This window comes from Bradyrhizobium sp. ISRA430 (assembly GCF_029909975.1).
GTDB lineage: Bacteria > Pseudomonadota > Alphaproteobacteria > Rhizobiales > Xanthobacteraceae > Bradyrhizobium.
Map to the genome: position 1 here is coordinate 3,122,776 of NZ_CP094516.1, position 17,688 is coordinate 3,140,463.

The 17,688-nt window shown below is 61.2% G+C and carries 14 protein-coding genes; 5 read left to right on the forward strand and 9 right to left on the reverse strand.

Translation table 11 applies throughout. From position 1 onward, the window contains the following. Positions 1 to 21 precede the first annotated feature (21 nt). Positions 22 to 1,794 (forward strand): type I secretion system permease/ATPase, encoded by a 1,773-nt coding sequence (locus MTX21_RS15070; RefSeq protein ID WP_280965585.1) that lies wholly within the window; start codon positions 22 to 24, stop codon positions 1,792 to 1,794. A gap of 27 nt (positions 1,795 to 1,821) precedes the next feature. Next, positions 1,822 to 3,156 carry an HlyD family type I secretion periplasmic adaptor subunit gene (locus MTX21_RS15075; RefSeq protein WP_280971384.1) on the forward strand — a complete coding sequence of 445 codons (1,335 nt, stop codon included), beginning with the start codon at positions 1,822 to 1,824 and terminating at the stop codon, positions 3,154 to 3,156. A gap of 100 nt (positions 3,157 to 3,256) precedes the next feature. Here MTX21_RS15075 and MTX21_RS15080 read toward each other — a convergent pair whose 3' ends face one another. The 3 genes from MTX21_RS15080 to MTX21_RS15090 are packed head-to-tail and all read right to left on the reverse strand — an operon-like array spanning position 3,257 to position 5,749. Beyond that, entirely contained in the window at positions 3,257 to 3,796 is a 540-nt protein-coding gene (locus tag MTX21_RS15080) for a DUF4863 family protein (RefSeq protein ID WP_280965587.1), read from the reverse strand. Between the two features lie 25 nt (positions 3,797 to 3,821). Then, positions 3,822 to 4,541 carry a nitroreductase gene (locus tag MTX21_RS15085; RefSeq protein ID WP_280965588.1) on the reverse strand — a complete coding sequence of 240 codons (720 nt, stop codon included), beginning with the start codon at positions 4,539 to 4,541 and terminating at the stop codon, positions 3,822 to 3,824. Next, positions 4,517 to 5,749, reverse strand: coding sequence for an ABC transporter substrate-binding protein (locus MTX21_RS15090; protein WP_280965589.1), 1,233 nt, complete (start codon positions 5,747 to 5,749; stop codon positions 4,517 to 4,519). The genes MTX21_RS15085 and MTX21_RS15090 overlap by 25 nt, the downstream gene beginning before the upstream one ends. A 217-nt stretch (positions 5,750 to 5,966) precedes the next feature. On the opposite strand from MTX21_RS15090, the gene MTX21_RS15095 reads away from it, so the two are divergent. Further along, complete coding sequence (locus tag MTX21_RS15095; protein ID WP_280965590.1) at positions 5,967 to 6,950, forward strand: LysR family transcriptional regulator; 984 nt, start codon at positions 5,967 to 5,969, stop codon at positions 6,948 to 6,950. 170 nt (positions 6,951 to 7,120) lie between these two features. Here the strand turns inward: MTX21_RS15095 and MTX21_RS15100 are convergent, their stop codons facing one another. Continuing rightward, positions 7,121 to 8,707: a porin gene (locus MTX21_RS15100; RefSeq protein WP_280965591.1), complete on the reverse strand. Its 1,587-nt coding sequence runs from the start codon at positions 8,705 to 8,707 to the stop codon at positions 7,121 to 7,123. A gap of 863 nt (positions 8,708 to 9,570) precedes the next feature. Between MTX21_RS15100 and MTX21_RS15105 the strand changes: the two genes are divergently transcribed. Continuing rightward, positions 9,571 to 9,951 (forward strand): hypothetical protein, encoded by a 381-nt coding sequence (locus tag MTX21_RS15105; RefSeq protein WP_280965592.1) that lies wholly within the window; start codon positions 9,571 to 9,573, stop codon positions 9,949 to 9,951. Positions 9,952 to 10,161: 210 nt separating this feature from the next. Here the strand turns inward: MTX21_RS15105 and MTX21_RS15110 are convergent, their stop codons facing one another. The 5 genes from MTX21_RS15110 to MTX21_RS15130 form a co-directional block, all read right to left on the reverse strand. Further along, positions 10,162 to 11,406 (reverse strand): PAS domain-containing sensor histidine kinase, encoded by a 1,245-nt coding sequence (locus MTX21_RS15110; RefSeq protein ID WP_280965593.1) that lies wholly within the window; start codon positions 11,404 to 11,406, stop codon positions 10,162 to 10,164. 285 nt (positions 11,407 to 11,691) lie between these two features. Then, positions 11,692 to 12,207: a hypothetical protein gene (locus MTX21_RS15115; RefSeq protein WP_280965594.1), complete on the reverse strand. Its 516-nt coding sequence runs from the start codon at positions 12,205 to 12,207 to the stop codon at positions 11,692 to 11,694. A 102-nt stretch (positions 12,208 to 12,309) separates the two neighbouring features. Continuing rightward, positions 12,310 to 13,323 carry an HAD family hydrolase gene (locus tag MTX21_RS15120; RefSeq protein WP_280965595.1) on the reverse strand — a complete coding sequence of 338 codons (1,014 nt, stop codon included), beginning with the start codon at positions 13,321 to 13,323 and terminating at the stop codon, positions 12,310 to 12,312. Positions 13,324 to 13,395: 72 nt separating this feature from the next. Next, a complete protein-coding gene (locus MTX21_RS15125; protein ID WP_280971060.1) occupies positions 13,396 to 15,003 on the reverse strand; it encodes an arylsulfatase in 1,608 nt (535 codons plus the stop codon). A gap of 137 nt (positions 15,004 to 15,140) precedes the next feature. Continuing rightward, on the reverse strand, positions 15,141 to 15,425 hold the full coding sequence (locus MTX21_RS15130) for a hypothetical protein (protein WP_280965596.1): 285 nt from the start codon (positions 15,423 to 15,425) through the stop codon (positions 15,141 to 15,143). Between the two features lie 386 nt (positions 15,426 to 15,811). Here MTX21_RS15130 and MTX21_RS15135 point away from each other — a divergent pair, with 386 nt between their 5' ends. Next, positions 15,812 to 17,614 (forward strand): tetratricopeptide repeat protein, encoded by a 1,803-nt coding sequence (locus tag MTX21_RS15135; RefSeq protein ID WP_280965597.1) that lies wholly within the window; start codon positions 15,812 to 15,814, stop codon positions 17,612 to 17,614. Positions 17,615 to 17,688 lie beyond the last annotated feature (74 nt).

Here is a 17,688-nt window from a genome sequence, read left to right on the forward strand (position 1 = left end):
GCAATTTGGCGGAGTCACACGATGAAACTCGGACTCTTCAACAAGAGGTCAGCCGCCACCCCGCCAACGGGAGGAGGGAGAGGGATCTATCGGCACAAGGATGAGCTGCGCGGCCTTCTCCTATCGTGCAAGAGCTACTTCGTCACGGCTCTGATCTTCAGCCTGGCAATCAACCTGCTGTATCTCGCCGGGCCGCTTTACATGCTTCAGGTCTATGATCGCGTCGTATCGAGCGCGAGCATCGTCACGCTTGTGATGCTCACGCTCCTGTTGTTGATTGCCTTCGCAGCGCTTGCCGCCCTCGACATGATCCGGGCGCGGATTCTCGCACGCGCGTCGGTTCGGCTCGACCAGCGGATGGCGGGACGCGTGATCTCGGCAATCGTCGATGCGTCGCTGAAGACGGGTGTCGCAAAGAGCCAGTATCTCCGCGATTTCGACAATTTTCGGCAATGCGTTACCGGTGCCGGGATTCACGCCATCTTCGACCTCCCGTGGGCGCCAATCTACGTTGCGGTGATCTTTGTCCTGCACCCGCTGCTGGGAGCCTTCGCGCTTGCCTCCGCAGTCGCGCTGCTGCTCCTCGCGCTCCTGAATGAACGCTGGGTGCGCACGCCGCTCACCGAAGCCCACGAAGCCAGTGCCAGAAGCTACGGTTTCACCGACATGAGCCTTCGCAACTCGGAGGCCATACAGGCGATGGGCATGCTTGATGGCCTACTTCACAGGTGGGGGCGCGACCGCAATCTGGCGCTGGATCGCCAGGTGGTCGCGAGCGATCGCGCTGCGGCCATGTCGAGCCTGACCCGCTTCCTTCGGTTGTCCGTGCAATCCATCATTCTTGGCCTTGGCGCCTATCTCGTGATCGAACGCGTCACGACGGTCGGCGCGATGTTTGCGGCCTCGATCCTGCTCGGTCGTGCGATGCAGCCGGTCGAGCAGATCGTGGGTGTCTGGCGCAGCATCGCGTCTGCGCGCAACTCCTACAGGCGCGTCGAGGCGCTTCTCAAGTCGATTCCGGCCGCCGAGCCGCGACTTTCGCTGCCGAAACCCGCAGGCGACCTGTCCGTCGAAAACGTGAGCTATTCGCTTCAGGGAAGCAAGCGACCGATCCTCCGCAACATAAGCTTCGACGTCTCGGCGGGCGAACTTCTTGGCCTCGTCGGGCCTTCGGGTGCCGGAAAATCGACGCTTGCGCGCCAGATCATCGGCGTGCTGGCGCCGTCAGCCGGCTCGGTTCGTCTCGATGGCGCCGACGTATCGACCTGGCCGCGAGGCGCGTTCGGCCGGTATGTCGGCTACCTGCCGCAGGACATCGAATTGTTCGCCGATACCGTCGCGGCCAACATCAGCCGGTTCAACAAAGGTAGCGATGAGAGCGTCATCGAGGCTGCAAAGCTTGCCGGCGTTCATGAGATGATCTTGCGCCTTCCGGACGGATACGACACACAGGTCGGTGAAGGCGGCGCGGTCCTCTCCGGCGGCTATCGCCAGCGGATCGGGCTGGCGCGCGCGATCTATGGAAATCCGCGCCTTGTCGTGCTCGATGAGCCCGCATCGAACCTCGATGTCGATGGCGACGCCGCGCTGACGGAGTGCCTCGTGCAACTGAAGAAGGCCGGGACCACCGTCGTCATCATATCCCATCGTCCGAGCACGCTCGGTGTGGTCGACAAGATTGTGATGATCCGAGACGGTGCAGTGGAGTTGTTCGGTCCGCGAGGCGAGATCTTGGCACGGTTGACCAAGCCGGTGGTCGTTCCGGCTGCGGCATCGAAAAGTCTCGCTTCATAGACGAGCCGGAGCCGCGCAGGAGGATACATGACGAGAGCTGCGATTTCAGCGACGTGGCCGGCGGCCCTTGCCGACCCAGTGGGTCCCAGCGATTCCTACCGTGGATCGGCCGTCGCTGGATGGCTTGTTATACTCGCATTCTTTGGCGGCCTCGGCGTGTGGTCCGTGACGGCACCGCTCAATGGTGCCGTCGTAGCGAATGGCATCGTGAAGGTCGACGGCAACAGAAAGAGCGTTCAGCATCTCGATGGTGGTATCGTCAAGGAATTGCGAGTCAGAGAGGGAGATCAGGTCGAGGTCGGCGAGACTCTCATCGTCCTCGACGACACGCAGGCGCGCGCCGAGTTCGATGTGCTGTCCGAACAATTTACCGTCCTGCGAGCCACGGAAGAGAGGCTCCGGACGGAATTCACCGGTGGCTCCAGTCTCGTTGTGCCGGCTGACGTCGGCGAGGAAACCCAGGCCAGGAGCATTTGGGACAATCAGGTCCGGCAGTTTGAGAGCCGGCGCGTGGCGTTGGACGGTCAGCGCAACATCATCAGGGAGAAGATCTCGCAGCTCGAGCACCAGATTGTTGGCGGCGAAGCGCAGGTGAGAGCTCTCAACGCGCAACTCGACTCTGTTCGCGAAGAAATGAAGTCGATTGCACCTCTGGTGGACAAGGGACTTATCGCGAGGCCACGCTATCTGCAGCTCGAGCGGGCTGGTGCCGGGCTCGACGGACAATCGGCCGATGCCATGGCAAACATAGCCAAGGCCCGGCAAGCAATTGCCGAACAGCAGCAGCAGATCGTGCAGCTCGACAACGACCGCATGGCCGACGTAACCAAGGAGCTGCGCGACGTCCAGGCGAAGCTTCTCGAAGTCATTCCGCGTCTCGCCAATGCCGGCGCCGTTCTGACGCGAATGGAGATTCGCTCGCCGTACGCCGGTCGTGTCGTTGGCCTGACCGTCTTTTCCGTCGGCGGCGTGATTCAGCGGGGAGAGAAGATTCTGGACGTGGTCCCCGAAAAGGACGCGCTCGTGGTCGAAACCCAGGTTGCGGTCGAGGATATCAGCGAAGTCCGGCCCAAGATGCGCGCTGAGGTGCACCTGACCGCATACAAGCAGCGGATCACTCCGATCGTTCACGGCACCGTGCTTCAGGTCTCGGCGGATCGGCTCACGGAAAACCGGACGGGTACGCCGTACTACACCGCCCTGCTCAAGCTCGACGAGGCCGAGCTTGCGGACATGCCGAACGTTCAGCTCTATCCTGGCATGCCGGCCACGGTCATGGTCCCCACCACGGAGCGGACAGCATTTGAATATCTTGTGGGTCCGCTCGTGATGTCGTTCAAACACGGATTTCGGCAGAAATAGCGGACGGTTCTCGTCCGCTTCCGGAAGAGGCGAGGCATTGGCCGTGCGGCCGAGGCCTACGATGATGCCGTCAGAAGCGCCGCGGGCGCCCCGTCGGCCATCAGGCTGGAGCCTTGAAATCGTAGGAGATGCGTCCCGCCGGCAGATAGAACAGCGCGATGACTGCGCCGCCCCTGACCTCCGGATAGTGCCGGCTGCCGGGATCCGGCGCCGTCCAGCCCGGTCCCTGCCAGCCCTGAAGTCCCCTCAATTCCGCGCCCTTGTTCAGGGGCACCACCAGGTTAAGCTCGCCATAGGGATGGCCGTGATACTGCCCGCGCAGCACGTCTTGATCGTCCTCGTCCTTGAAGCGGCGTGGATCGGCGCTGTTCATGTAGACGGCAGTGATGCTGAACTGGAATGTTTCGGGCATCGGTTCCAGGATGCGGCTGCGTCGGTAGTTCGGACCCTCCACTTCCTGATTCGCCGCCCAGCCCTCCTCGACGCCAATCTTGATGAGGCGCGAGAGGTCCTGATAGAGCGCACTTTCCTCGCCGTATGTATCGTTGAGCCAACGCTCCATCTTGGCGCCGGGCGTCATATCCTTGACTTCCCGTAGAAACGGGATGCTGCGCTGGATGAGATCTTCTCGGCTTCCCATGGCCATCTCCTTGTCGCGTTTGTTGTTAAGCTTCGAAACCCGCAAACGTGGCGAATGCATCGACGTCCGCTCGCGGCATCAATCTTTCCCTCGCCTCCGCCTTGGCGCGGCCGATCGAGATGCCGCACACCACCATCTGCTCTGCGGGAATGGAGAGCAGCGGGCGCAGGATCCGGTGATATTTGGCAAATGTTTCCTGCGGACACGAATGCAGCCCGCGCCCCGCCGCGGCCAGCAATACGTTTTGAATGAACATGCCGAGATCGAGCCAGCTCCCGACTTCGAGGCGGCGGTCGATGGTAACGATCAATCCCACCGGCGCGCCAAAGAATGCGTAGTTCCTGGCGGTTTGCCTGCCCCTCGCTTCGATATCCGTTTGCGCGATGCCGAGCGAGCCGTAGAACAGCCGACCGAACTCCTGCCGCCGATCGAGGTATGGCTCAGGCAAGTCGCTTGCATAATATCGGTACTCGGACACGTGTTCGTTTCGTGCTTCCCCGTGCGCGCGCAGAAGGGCCGCCGACACCTTCTCCTTCATTGCGCCGGCAAGCACGTGGACGTGCCAGGGCTGGATGTTCGCGCCGCTCGGTGCGAATCGCGCCACGCGGAGGATCTGCTCGATGGTCTGTCGCGGGACCGGATCACCGGAGAACTCTCGGCATGCGAATCGGGAAGCGATGATGTCGTCGATCCGATTCCGCGCAACGTCGCGCTTACCGATCACGACTTCTTCAAGAGCGGACATCCCCCTTCCTCCATCGGCTTGAACGCTTCCTCTCCGGGAATTGTCGCGAGCAGCTCGTAGTAATCGAACTTGTACCTGGACTCCTCCGGAGCCTTGACGCGGAACAGATACATGTCGCGGACCAGCCGACCGTCCTGACGGATGCGGCCGTTCCTCGTCATGAAGTCATTCACGGGCATTTCGCGCATCTTGGCAGCGACAGTCGGACCATCCAGCGTGCCCGCCGCCTCGACCGCCTTGAGGTAGTGCATGACGGCGCCATAGGTGCCTGCGTGGATCATGGTGGGGACCTTCCGGGCCTTCTCGATGAAGCGCCTCGACCATGCGCGCGTCTCATCGTTGAGGTCCCAGTAGAATGCCGAACTGAGCATCAAACCCTGGGCGCTCTGCAGCCCCAGACTGTGAATGTCGGCAATGAACACGATCAGACCGGCGAGCTTCTGCTGGCGCGTCACCCCGAACTCCCCCGCCTGCTTGACTGCGTTGATGAAATCGCCACCGGCGTCGGCGAGCGCGATCACGTCCGCCCCGGAAGCCTGTGCCTGCAGCAGGAAGGAGGAGAAATCGGGCGTGTTGATCGGATGCTTCACCGAACCGACGACCCTGCCGCCCGTGGCATCGATCACCTTGCGGCTATCAGCCTCGAGCTGGGCGCCGAGGGAATAATCGGCCGAAAGGAAGAACCAGGACTTCGCGCCGAGACGCGAGATCGCTTTGGTCGTGCCTTGCGACAGTGCGTAGGTGTCATAGGTCCAGTGAATGCCGGTCACCGAGCATTCATCACCGGTCAGGCGCGACGTCGCGGCGCCGGTGGCGAGAAACAGCTTCTTCTTGTCGCGGGTGATGCCCTGCACCGCCAGAGCAACGGCGGAATTGGGTACGTCGAGGATTACCTCGACGCCCTCGTTCTCCAGCCATCGTCGCGCAACCGCCGATCCCACATCGGCCTTGTTCTGATGGTCACCGGCGACGATCTGGACGGCGCGCCCCAGCACCTTGCCCTTGAAGTCGTCGACGGCCATCTGCGCCGCGACCACCGAGCCCTGGCCGCCATTGTCGGCGTAAAGGGAGGACATATCGGTAAGCACCCCAAGCTTGACCGGGCCATCCTGTGCAGTCGCGGACGTCGTCGCGAAGAGCGCCAACGCCAGGATCGCCCCGACCGCACTACCCTTGAAAACCCCCATCGACATCCCGCTGCATTTCATGGCCGCCTCCTCCAGACAACGCGCGGCGATAATGACGGGATCGCTCCATTGCGGAAGTGAAACTCTTGCAGATTGGTCCTGAACGGGGTTCAGCTTGCCGACACCACGGCATCGCCGCCTGCTATGGGCGGCCCGCGCAGTTGCGTCGCCGTCGTGCCTCGCTTTAACTTGAGCTGCTTATTGACGCGCGATCCGCTCATAGACGGAAATCCTTATCGTGTCCGTTTCCTTCAAGACATTTGACTTGAACCTGCTCAAGGTCTTCGACGCCGTCATGGAGGAACGCAGCGTGCTGCGCGCCAGCCAGAAGGTCGCATTGAGCCAGTCCGCCGTAAGCCACTCGCTCGCGCGGCTCCGCGAAATGCTCGAAGACGAGCTGTTCGTGCGGACGGCAAGTGGAATGCAGCCGACGGCGCGCGCGCTGACGATGGCGCCGCAAGTTCGCGCGGCGCTGCGATCGCTCGAATCGGCGGTCGAACTGCCGACCTTCGTCCCGGCGGCCTCCACCAAGCAATTCACGCTTGCCGCCAACGACTTCACCACGATGGTGCTGGCGTCTCCGCTCCTCGGAATCCTCGGTCGCGAGGCGCCGGCGGTCGACCTGATCATCAAGCCGGTGACGCGGATCGATCTTGCCGAACAGATCGATCTCGGCCGCATCGACGTCGCCATCGGCGTCTTTTCGATTCCGCCAAGCCGCTTCCGCACGGCGCTGCTGTTCGAATATGACGATGTGCTGATCGTCGGGGGAAGGCGTAAGCTCGGACGGCTCGACAAGGCGAAGCTTGCACGCCTGCCGCTGGTCGTCGTGTCCTTCGGTGGCGAGCAGGAAGGCGCGATCGGAGGCTTCATCTCCGAGCGGGGTCTTGCCAGGCGTTCGGAAATGTACGACCGCGTCGCGCTCGAACGAGCGCTATCCGAAAGTGATCGGCGGCCGCGGATCGCGGTTTCCTTGCCGCATTTTCTTGCGCTGCCCGCACTGCTCGTCGATTCCGAGCTCGCGGCCATCGTCCCGCGTCCGCTGGCACAAGCGCTTGCACAATCCCATGCGATCACGACCTACGAGCTGCCCTACACCACGACGCCCGTCGAGGTACGGCTGCTGTGGCACGAACGTGTCGAGGGCGAGCCATCGCACGAATGGCTTCACGAAATCCTGCGGCGCGCAACCGAGGACCTCCGGCGCAGAGCGCCGACCTGACACGAACCACGGCGAAGTCTGCGCCTATAGCCTTGGGGTTAGCATCGCATCCTGCGCGATAAGGCTTCTTTTCTGTGACCTCTCGCCAGCCCATCCAAGCCCCACATTCAAAAAAGAAGAACCCCGGCGGTTTCCCGCCGGGGTTCTCAATTCAAGTCGTTAGACCGGAATTACCAGTTGCGCTGAGCGCGGAGGAGCAGAACGACCGTGTCCTGATCCTTGAGCTCGTAAGTCGCAGCCGGCTTGGCGGGAATAATGTTGACCGCCGTCGTAGTAACCGTGCCAGCGTACTTCTGGTCGACACGGGTCCAGCTCACGTCGGCCGAGAAGGTCAGGTTCTTGACCGGGGTCCAACGGGTGATGAGACCCACCGTCCCGACATTGAAGTCAGGGTTACAAGACGTGACACCAACGACAGACGAGAACAGGCCACCGGTGCCGCAGAGGAACGACTTAGCCAAGCCACCGAACTGAGCCTGAGCGTAAGCACCGTAGATCGAGGTGTTCCAGTACGGATCCCAGTTGTGGGTGTATGCGCCACGGAAGCCCCAGGTCTTGACCGATTCCTGCGAGCTGCCGTTGATGTACACGGTGTCCGGAGCCGTGACAGCAGCGATGCTGCCGTAAGCGCCGGGCAGACCCGAGCTGCCGTACATCACGTAGGTGCTGCCCGCGAGGTTCTGGAAGTTGTAGCGGGTCGCACCATCCGTGTAGACCGCCTGCATGTTGATCGTGTCACCCGCGCCGGTCGGGATGTTCTTGATCGACAGAGCGAGCTGAACCGCCCAGCCCCACTTGTCGTCGGGGTGGCCAGTGACTTCGCTCGCGCCGTAGTAACCGACGTGGTTGTCCTTCGCGGCAACCGACGCCTGGAACAGACCCCAGGCCTGGTCGACACGGACCATACCGACGAGGTTCGGCGAGCGCGTACCACCGATGGCACCGGTGCCGATACCACCGGAAAGAATGCCGGCCGAAGTAGCGCCGCTCATGTTCAGGTTACCAGCCTGATAGTACTGGGTCACGTCTTCCGCCGAGAACGACGCCGTGATGCCCTGACCGAAGTCAGCGGTGTAGGTGAACTGGTTGACACCAGTGACCGTGCCGGAACCGCCGACGAGACCGTCGAAGTTGTTGCCCGGATAGTTGGTCCAGGGAGCGTCGAACTGCGACACTGCCTTACCCATCGTGAAGCCGGCGAACTGGATGAAGGCATAGTACACGCCGAGCGAACCGGCCGAGGTATTGCCGTCGGTGCCGTTCACCGAGCCCGAACCCGAGCCCACCAAGGCGTTGCCGGCAGCGCTCAGGCCCAGCGTGCCGCTGTACTGAGTCGCACCGAAGGCGCTACCCGTGCCGACGTAGTTGCCGGTCGTCCAGGAGAACACGCCATCGAAGAACGTACGGACGACGCCGTACTCGGTCGCGGTGCGCGTGTCGATGTTGAGATCTTCACGAGCGCGCATGGTGTAGTAGTTGGTCAAACGGTTGCGTGCACCGTTTGCACCCTGCGAGCTGACGTTGAATTGACCATTGATGTCCGAGTTGGTGTTCAGCGCGACTTCAGCGCGCAGATAACCACCCAGCTTGATGCAGGTGTCAGTGCCCGGGATGTAGTAGAATCCGGCACCGTACAGGGAGCAGATCTTCACGTATTCGACCGCCTTGGCCTTTACGGGGAGATCGGCTGCCTGTGCTCCGCCCACGGCGATCAGACCCGCCGCAGAACCGAGCAAAAGGCTCTTAACCAACTTCATGTTAAACCTCCAAGTTGCTCTATTTAGGGAAGGTTCCGGATCCGCTGGGTGACTACACCCTAAGGTAGGTTCCCTTGTCCCTTAACCCACCGCTTAGCCGCTTCGCGCCTTCGGACACACCCGCATGAACGCGAGGGACTTAAGCGAACCACCTAAAACGGGACGACCTCGGGATGCCCCCCTCCGTCGCGGGTTCGATAAGAACCGAAGAGCCGTGATCAATCAACGAAAGACCGCGCGGTTTTGCCCCTGAACGGAACGTTTTCGCGCCAATGTTGCACAAATATCACGCAGCCGTGAGGGGTGAGGCCCGACTTAATTCATTGAATCTATTAGGCAAATCTAGATGCGCCCGCCAATCGTCCCAAGGCGCCTCGCGAACCGTTGCCGCGGTGCGACGGCGCGGTTCGTCCCCCATCCAGGGGACAACTCGATTCGAAGACACGGGATTCTTGCGGAGATTCTCGAGACGATTCCGATCGTCCTGGGGAGCTCCTCGACGGTGCTCAAGACAGCGAGGTCCGGCTTTTGCCGCAGTAATACCTGGGACCTAAAGCAGCGACGCCGGCCGCTCTGAGGGGGAGCAACAGTCGTTTTCCTGGGCAACAACCTAACCGCGACCGAACTCCAACGGTCAGGAACATGGCGTGTCAATGCCGGGGCTTCGCTCGCGCGCGACCGAGCGGCCAAGCCGCTGCAACGCTCCCACCTGCATCTTCGCTGGCCAAGCCGCACGCGCAGAAAAGCCATCGTGACCAAACATCAAATTCTGATTTGAGGCTGTATCAATTCATCGTTGCAATCAGGGAACGAAAGGCTTCTCGACGCTTTGCATTGAGTTGATCAACGCAAGGAGTGACACGATGCGACCGAACAAAGTCTTGCTGACAATTGCGCTCCTCGCTGCCGCTGCAACCGCGCTGCCCAACACGGCGGACGCGCGTCGCATGGGCGGCGGCGCTCGCGCGGCTCACTTCCACGGCGGCGGCGTCAGGCCCGGCTGGCACGGCGGCGGAACAAGATGGCACGCTGGCGGCGGCGCACGATATGCCGGCGGACGCTACTATCACGGCGGCTACTATGGCCGTGGATGGGGCTGGCCCGGCGCCGCGGCAGCCGGTGTGGCTACCGGCGCGGCTCTTGGTGCCGCTGCGGCTTATGGATCGTCCTACGGTTCTTGCTATCAGACACAGAACGTATGGAATGGCTACGCTTACGTTACGCGTACCGTAAACGTCTGTTAGCAGCGTTTGCGATCGGCCGCGCCGACTGGAGCAACGATGGCACGGCTCGGCCAGATGCTTAAGTAGCAGCCACAAGTGACGGCATCCACCAGCGCGACGGGTGCCGATGCGGGGCACGCGCTCTTCAGGGCATTGCCGCGAGCGGCTCGCCGGGTTGGGCCGAAGTCACATCCGCTCTTGTGGCGAGCGCACGTGCGTTACCACGCAGCATCAATCATCGGCAGGCGGAGCCGATCGCGGCAGGATGATTGAAACGGTTGTACCTTCACCCGACGCGCTCTCGAGCACCATGCGTCCGCCCAATCGGTCCACCACGATATGGCGCGCAATGTGCAGGCCAAGTCCGGTCGCGCCCTCGTGACGTCGGGTCGTGAAGAACGGATCGAACGCGCACCGTCTCACTTCGGGAGTCATGCCGACTCCATCGTCGGCCACGCACACCTCGATGTCGTTCCCGGCGGCAAGTACGCGAACATCGATCGCCCCCTTACCATCGCCGGGGAATGCATGCGCCATCGCGTTGATGACGAGATTGGTCAAAACCTGCCCGAATTCGCCGGGGTAGCCGTCCGTGAAGAGGCCAGGCTCGCACCGGACGTTCAGCGAAATGCGGCTCTCGCGATGCTTCCGTCCCAAATGCGACAAAGCCAGCTCCGTGAATTGGCTCACGTCGAAGCTGCGCCGCTCGGACGAACTGGAATCGACCGCTGCCTGCTTGAACAATTGAACGCGGTCAGCCGCTCGGCTGAGATTTGAGACCAATTGCCGAGCGGCGGCCTGGACGAGATCAACGAACTCGTTCAGCGCCGAACGGCGCACAACACCGGACGTGATCGCGGCAGCGAATAAATCGGCCTTGCGCTCCAGCGTCGACGCCACCGTTAGGCCGATGCCGACGGGACTATTGATCTCATGGGCGATGCCGGCAACCATACGGCCGAGGGCGGCGAGCTTTTCCGCTTCGATCAAGGATTCCTGAGTTTCGCGCAAGTGACGCAAGGCCATTTCGGCGGCGTCCTTGGCTTGTCGAATTTCACGCTCCGCGCGCTTGCGCTCGGTGATTTCCTCGGCGGCAACGTTGACGGCAACGATCTCGCCAGAGGGCGCCCTCAGCGGATGCCAATAGGTGATCCATGCCCGCTCCTCGATCTGATCGGGACGCTGTCCTGCGACTTCGATGCCAACGACTGGCTCTCCGGTCTCCATGATCGAGCGGACGATCGCCTCAACGGCATCGGCCAGCGCAGGCACGCAGTCTCTCACGAAACGACCGAGATGGTCCTCAACCGAGATGCCGCATATTTCGGTGAGCCGCTGGTTGATCTGCAAGTATCGGCAATCCGGCGACAGACAAGCAAGACCGATGGGGGCCGTGTCGTAGATGAGCTTCAAGGCGGGCTGGTGCGGAAACAGCACCAGATCCGGAGCGCGCGCTGCTGTGGGCGAATTCGTCAATGACACCTCGCCGCTTCTTCTTTCCGGTCGACCTTACCGCCACCTGCGCCGGTCGTTCAAGGCGCCTGGCCTGCGACAAAGGCGGGCAGGCGCTCGAATTCGGCACATGTTCGCCGCCGGTGCCGTTGGAGCCATCAGAGTCAAAAGAGATGCTTTGCAACTACCGGCTTTCATTCTCTCGTCCTCGTTTCAATTCGAGTCTTCAAGCTCGGATAGACGAAGAGATAGGCATCTGTCGCAATCTTCTGCGCTTCCGGGAAAAGCGATTTGGCTTCGCACCTTTCATCAAGGGCAATAGTCCCAGAACCCTTGGGTCCGTGAGGGATCGGTGTAGTACCAGCACATGCCGGCCGCGGGAGCTGCACCTGCCCAGGCAGCCGCGCTTGCCGCAGTGACGAAGCCGAGCGCGGCTCCAGCGGCAATTGCTCCTCCCGCAGGCCAGCGATACCAGCCGGGCCGCGCCCAACCGCCACGGCCGTAGACGGCGGTTCTGCCGCGAACTGCAACGTTCCCACGTGGTCCCACCACCGCAGTGCGGCCGCGATATGCACCGCCCCGCGGGCCGACCACTGCACCTCCACGATGCACAACTGCGCCGCCTCGTGGTCCAACATAGGCGCGTCCGCCACGTGCGCCGGCACGGACCTGAATGAAAACATCCTCCTGCTGCGCAGCGACCGATGACGGGATCGCAGCGGGACTCAATGGTGCAGCGATGCTGGTCGCTGGCAATGCCGAGGCCGAGACGGCGAGAGTGGCAACCAGGGCGGCCCGAAACGCAAACTTGGTAAGTCCGACCATCTTCATTCCTCCCTTTGCCCGGCGCGGAATCGTGTTTCCTGACATGCGCCACCACCCAACGATTGAGCACCGGCCTCACGACGTCTGCGGACCGGAGACAATCTACTGGAAGCTGAATATGCGCTTCCAATCGTCTTTCATGCTGACAACGGTCCATTTGTTCGCCGCTGCCGCATCCAGAGCCTTGTCGAGACGGCCAAACGACGATTTCCGATCGTATGAATATTCGCGCTCGGCATCGGTGTGATGGACGATCAGGCCGAAGCGTCGGCCGCCCTGCCCCGTTGTCCATTGCAGCATCTGGAAGTCACCATCCGAGTTGCCGAAGGCGGCAATCGGTCGACGTCCGATGTGCGAATTGATGCCGACCGGCTTACCGGGACCGTCATCGACCAGATCAATTGCCGGCAAACGCATCAAGGCCGGATGCCCGCCGTCGATCTCGAACTTGGTCTTGATGCTGGATCCCACAACCTGCTCGGGCGGGATGCCATAAACCTTCTCGCTCCATGGCCGCATGAATTCGATGCCACCGCCGGAGACGATGAACGTCTTGAAACCGTTGGCGCGCAGATAGGCAAGCAATTCCAGCATCGGCTGATAGACCAGCTCGGTATACAGTCGACCGAACTTCGGATGACGCGCGGTCGCAATCCAATCGCTGGCGATTTTCTCGAACTCTGCCGTAGTCATGCCGGCATGGGTCGCCATGACGAGCTCAACCAGCCCCTTTTCGCCGGATTTGGCGAGCGCAGCGATGTCGTTGTCGAGCACCGCCTTGAAGGGCTGCTTCTTTCTCCACTCCGGATGCTTGCCGGCCAGCGCCTTGACCCGGTCCAGGGCGAAGGCGAGCTGCACATACATCGGCTGCTCGCACCAGAGTGTGCCGTCGTTGTCGAATGTAGCAATTCGCTCGGGCGCAGGAACGAAGTCCGGCGACCCTTCGCGCGTGACCGCCGAGACGAAGTCCACGATCGACCTCTTCGGCTGCCCCTCCGACCATGACGGGAGGGGATCGTCCTGTGCCACGGCAACATGGTTGGAGAGAGAGAGAGTGGCAGTCGACACCAGCAAGCCTGCCACTATCGCGCGTCGATCAACCCACGTTCCTTTCATAACCCCCGTCCCGTTCATGAGAAGCGAAGACCGAGCGGCCCCGACACTCTCGGGGCCGTTCCATGCGCCTGATCAATTGCCTGTAGGCAGGCCGATACTGAAGCCTTCCTTCGCAAGCTGATCCCTGAAGAACTGGAACCGCTCGTACTGTTGGATAGTGATCGGCCCCGCGTAGGTCTCGCTCTGGATCTTCCGTGGAGGATACTTCACGTACGTCTGCATCAGATCCTTCACGGCGGCATTGATCGTGACCAGGGACCAAGTGTGCTCCGTGTAATTGTTCATGAAGATGTCGTAGCGCTCTTGCGGGTCTTGCCAGAGGTCGAACACCTGCGGAACGGTCGCCACATATGATTCCGGTCCCTTCCAGCCAAGGTTGCTGTCGACAGCAAGCCCGCCGGTCTTTGCGCCGTTATCACCGCGCAAATTGAACACGGCCTTGTAGTTGCCGACGCGCGCCGCGCCGGGCGAGAGCTCAGACTCCGTGAAGTAGAACCAGCTCTTGCGCTCCGACTTTCCGGTCCCGAACAGGATCGGCGACATGTCGTAGCTGTCGAAGACGATCGGTTTACCTTCGCGGTCGTTCTCGGGCAGCTTGATGCCGGCGAGCTTCCCGAAGGTCGCCATGTAGTCGAGACCGCCGACGATGTCGGAATTCTTCGTTCCGGCCTTGATCCCCGGTCCCCAGGCAATCGAGGGAACGCGGTTGCCGCCTTCACGAACCGTGCCTTTCGTGCCACGGAATGGCGTGTACCCCGCATCCGGATAGACGTCCTGCCATGCACCATTGTCCGTCGTCCAGAACACGTAGGTGTTCTTGTCGAGCCCAAGGGAGCGGACCTTATCCATGATACGCCCGATACGCGTATCGTTCTCCACGACGGAATCCGCGTATTTGCTCTTCGACAGCGACTTCCCCTGGAATTCGGGAGCCGGCATGTTTGGCTGATGCACCTTCATGAAGTTGATGCTCATGAAGAAGGGCTGTGTCGATCCCCTGTTGCGGTCCAGATAATCGAGCGAGGCCTTCTCGACATAATCGTCAAAGAACGGAATGCCGACGACGCCCTTGTCGGGCGTGTTGACATACTGCCCATTGATCTTGAAATCCTCCTTCGCGGGCTGGCCAGCGTTTCCGGACAGCGCTCCCTTGGTCACGCGCTCGAACATCGCCCTGAGCTCGGGGTCCATATAGGGAAACCAGGTGGGATCGGCATACGTGTAGGCATTGAGATGATACAAGCCTGCGTATTTCATCTCATCGTAGCCTTGCGCGTTCGGTAGTGCGTAGTCGGCTTCACCGAGATGCCATTTGCCCGTGAAGAATGTCTTGTAACCACCGGTCTTCAGGACCGACGCCAATGTCCACTCGGCTGCATGCATACCGCCGCCCTGGCCCTGGAATGCCACCGTCGTCATGCCGCTGCGGTTGGGAATGCGACCGGTTTGCACGGCGGCCCGACCGGGCGTGCAGCTTGGCTGCGCATAGAAGGACATGAACTGCACACCTTCTGACGCCAGACGATCGATGCTTGGCGTCGGCATGCCGCGATTTTCACCGCCTCCGTACGCGGCGGAGTCTCCATAGCCGAAATCGTCCGACAGGATCAGGATGATGTTCGGCTTCTGCACTGGCGCCTGGGCGTAAGCCGCGGTGCCAAGCAGCGGCACGGCCAGTATCGCGCAGCCAAACCGCCTGAGCCTTTCGATGGTGTTCTTCACGGGTCAGATCTCCATTGTTGGTATCGTGCGGTTGAGACGAAGGCAGCAGATGTCGCCAACCACGGTGAAGCCCTCCCGCGTCCACGTCGCCACACTCAGGGACGACTCAGATGGGCGAGGATTTCCTCCTCCAGTTCGACGAGCAGGTGGTTGTATTCTTTCACGCGTCGATCTCTCTCAGGATCCGCTTCCTCCAAAGTTTTCTGCCAATGACGAAGCGCCTTCGTCGCCTCCTCGTAGTCCGAACAAATCGATCTAAATGATGCGTCGCGACCAAAGCGGCGCCGAATATCCAGCTCGCGCTGGGGAAACCGGGCCACGATGGATCGGAACTCCTCCATAGAGACAACCAGGTCGATGGAGTGGCGACGTGCATCCAAGGATCATCACATCTTGCGATCATGACAGCAGGGCTGTCAGAACAGCGTTCTCGTAGCGTGCCAGCATCGCCTCGCGCACGCGCCAAACAAGGTGCGAACAGGTTCGCACCCCAGGTGCGAACACGAACACCGCACGCAGCAACGGCGGAATACGGAAAAATACATAAAGTTGTAATGTAGAGTGTTGCTGCAGTGCCGCGCTCGCTCACGACCGCGACGCCATCATCGCTCGAGGCCTACGACGAAATGCGCGACCCTCGTCATCCCTTTGGCACAAAATGCATACTCGTGTGACCGACAGCGTCACTCACTCGTGAGTTGAAGAGCCTTGGTTGCCAAGCCGACCGTTACCCGAGTAAGGTGCACATTCGACAGTTTAAGGTTTAATGAGTGAGTTGCCGAATTTTCCCGCGGTAGACGCTGATGTCTCCGGCGTGACTCGGCGTGAAGGCGCCGAGGTAACGGCTGAGGACGTGCGTGCGGAGCTTGAGCGAATTTGCTCGAGTCCGCGCTTTCAGGCGAGCGAGAGGCGACGTCAGTTTTTGCGCTTCGTCGTGGGCGAAACGCTTGCCGGCCGTGCAGAGAGCCTGAAGGGCTTTACAATTGCCTTGGCCGTGTTCGGCCGCGACGAGTCCTTCGATCCTCAAGCAGACCCTGTGGTTCGCCTCGAAGCGAGACGGCTGCGACGCGATCTCGACAGCTATTACATGGATGCCGGCCAGAAGGACGCAGTCCGCATCTCAATTCCGAAGGGATCATACGTCCCCACTTTTGAGTGGTATAACGCACCCGCCGCTCCGATCGAACGCGAGCCTAGTTTTCACGAAACTCCAGCTCAGCCTGCGGGAGGTGCAAAGCCGGCGAGCCCAACACCGGGCATTCGTGCCTGGCCAATCGTCGCAACCATTGCCGCCATGCTCGCACTAGGCGCGGTGTTGTGGGGCTTATCCTACGTGCCGGCACATTTCCGTTCGGGCTCGCCGAAGGAGCCTGCCCTTCTGGTCATGCCATTCGAGTCATTGAGCCCGGGAGAGAGTGCTCGCTACCTTGCTGTTGGACTAAGCCAGGAGCTGACCAGCAATCTATTCCGATTTCCGAGCATTCGACTCTATACCTTCCCGCCAGGCTCCAACCAGGACAAGAGCGTCGCCGCGACGGAGCTGGGACGCAATCTTGGCGCTTCATACATTGTGAATGGAGGCGTTCAGACAGATGCCGAACAAGTTCGCGTCATGACGACTCTGTCGAATGCGGCAACCGGCCAGATCGTGTGGACCCGGACTGATACGCGACCGTCCGATCCGCAATCGCTCATAGGCGTTCAAAAAGATCTCGCGAGCGAGATTGCGACCGTGATCGGTCAGCCCTACGGCATAGTCAATCGCGATATCGCCAGTAGCCCGTCTGCACCCAACGTATCGAACATGGAAAGTTACCTGTGCGTCTTGCGCGGGTACGGGTACCGCCGCAGCTTTGCGAGAGCGGAGTTCGAGCCCGTCTTGCGGTGTCTCGAACAGACCGTTCAGCGGGATCCGGAGTACAGTGATGCATGGGCGATGCTCGGTTGGCTGCATGTCGACGCTGGACGCCTCGGATATACCGGCGACGGCAACCGGCAAACCGAATATGCGCGGTCGCTCGAGGCGACGTCTCGCGCGGTCGCCATTCAACCGAACAACGCTATGGCTCTGAAGGCTCGGGCAAGCGCCTATTTCTACACAGGACGCTACGCCGAAAGCGAGGATCTGACGCGTCAAGCGGCGGCTCTCAATCCCAACGACCCCGAGGTCCTGGCCCAGCTCGGCTGGCGGCTTGCTGTGCGGGGGAATTTCGAAGAGGGCATCCCCATTCTCAAGCGTGCGATCGAGCGTACTTTGAGTCCTCCAGGCTGGTATTTTCATTTGATCGCCATCGATCTGTATCTGAAGGGCGACTATTCGCAGATGCTCAGAGTTGCCGAACGCTCCGCGATGGACGATCCCGGCTTCAGTCAATTCTTGCTTGCGGTAGCGAATGCAGAGCTCGGAGACCGCAAGGCCACCCGGCGCGCGTTGGACAAGATGTCTCAGTATGAGCCCGTGGGGCGCGATCCCAAGGGATTCCTGCAGCGGCACGGCGCGACTGACCCGCTCGTCAAGACGCTCATGGTCGGCCTGGAGAAGGCGCGTGCGCTAGCCGTAATGAAATGAAGGGCCAGGCGGTTCGTTGACATTCTCACTCGCGCCTTGTGAAATCCGGAGCGTCCGGCGCAGCGCCAAAATTG

Coding starts and splice junctions, on each gene's coding strand:
- MTX21_RS15070 (WP_280965585.1), top strand. CDS start 22: ATGAAACTCGGACTCTTCAACAAGAGGTCAGCCGCCACCCCGCCAACG.
- MTX21_RS15075 (WP_280971384.1), top strand. CDS start 1,822: ATGACGAGAGCTGCGATTTCAGCGACGTGGCCGGCGGCCCTTGCCGAC.
- MTX21_RS15080 (WP_280965587.1), bottom strand. CDS start 3,796: ATGGGAAGCCGAGAAGATCTCATCCAGCGCAGCATCCCGTTTCTACGG.
- MTX21_RS15085 (WP_280965588.1), bottom strand. CDS start 4,541: ATGTCCGCTCTTGAAGAAGTCGTGATCGGTAAGCGCGACGTTGCGCGG.
- MTX21_RS15090 (WP_280965589.1), bottom strand. CDS start 5,749: ATGAAATGCAGCGGGATGTCGATGGGGGTTTTCAAGGGTAGTGCGGTC.
- MTX21_RS15100 (WP_280965591.1), bottom strand. CDS start 8,707: ATGAAGTTGGTTAAGAGCCTTTTGCTCGGTTCTGCGGCGGGTCTGATC.
- MTX21_RS15105 (WP_280965592.1), top strand. CDS start 9,571: ATGCGACCGAACAAAGTCTTGCTGACAATTGCGCTCCTCGCTGCCGCT.
- MTX21_RS15115 (WP_280965594.1), bottom strand. CDS start 12,207: ATGGTCGGACTTACCAAGTTTGCGTTTCGGGCCGCCCTGGTTGCCACT.
- MTX21_RS15120 (WP_280965595.1), bottom strand. CDS start 13,323: ATGAAAGGAACGTGGGTTGATCGACGCGCGATAGTGGCAGGCTTGCTG.
- MTX21_RS15135 (WP_280965597.1), top strand. CDS start 15,812: ATGAGTGAGTTGCCGAATTTTCCCGCGGTAGACGCTGATGTCTCCGGC.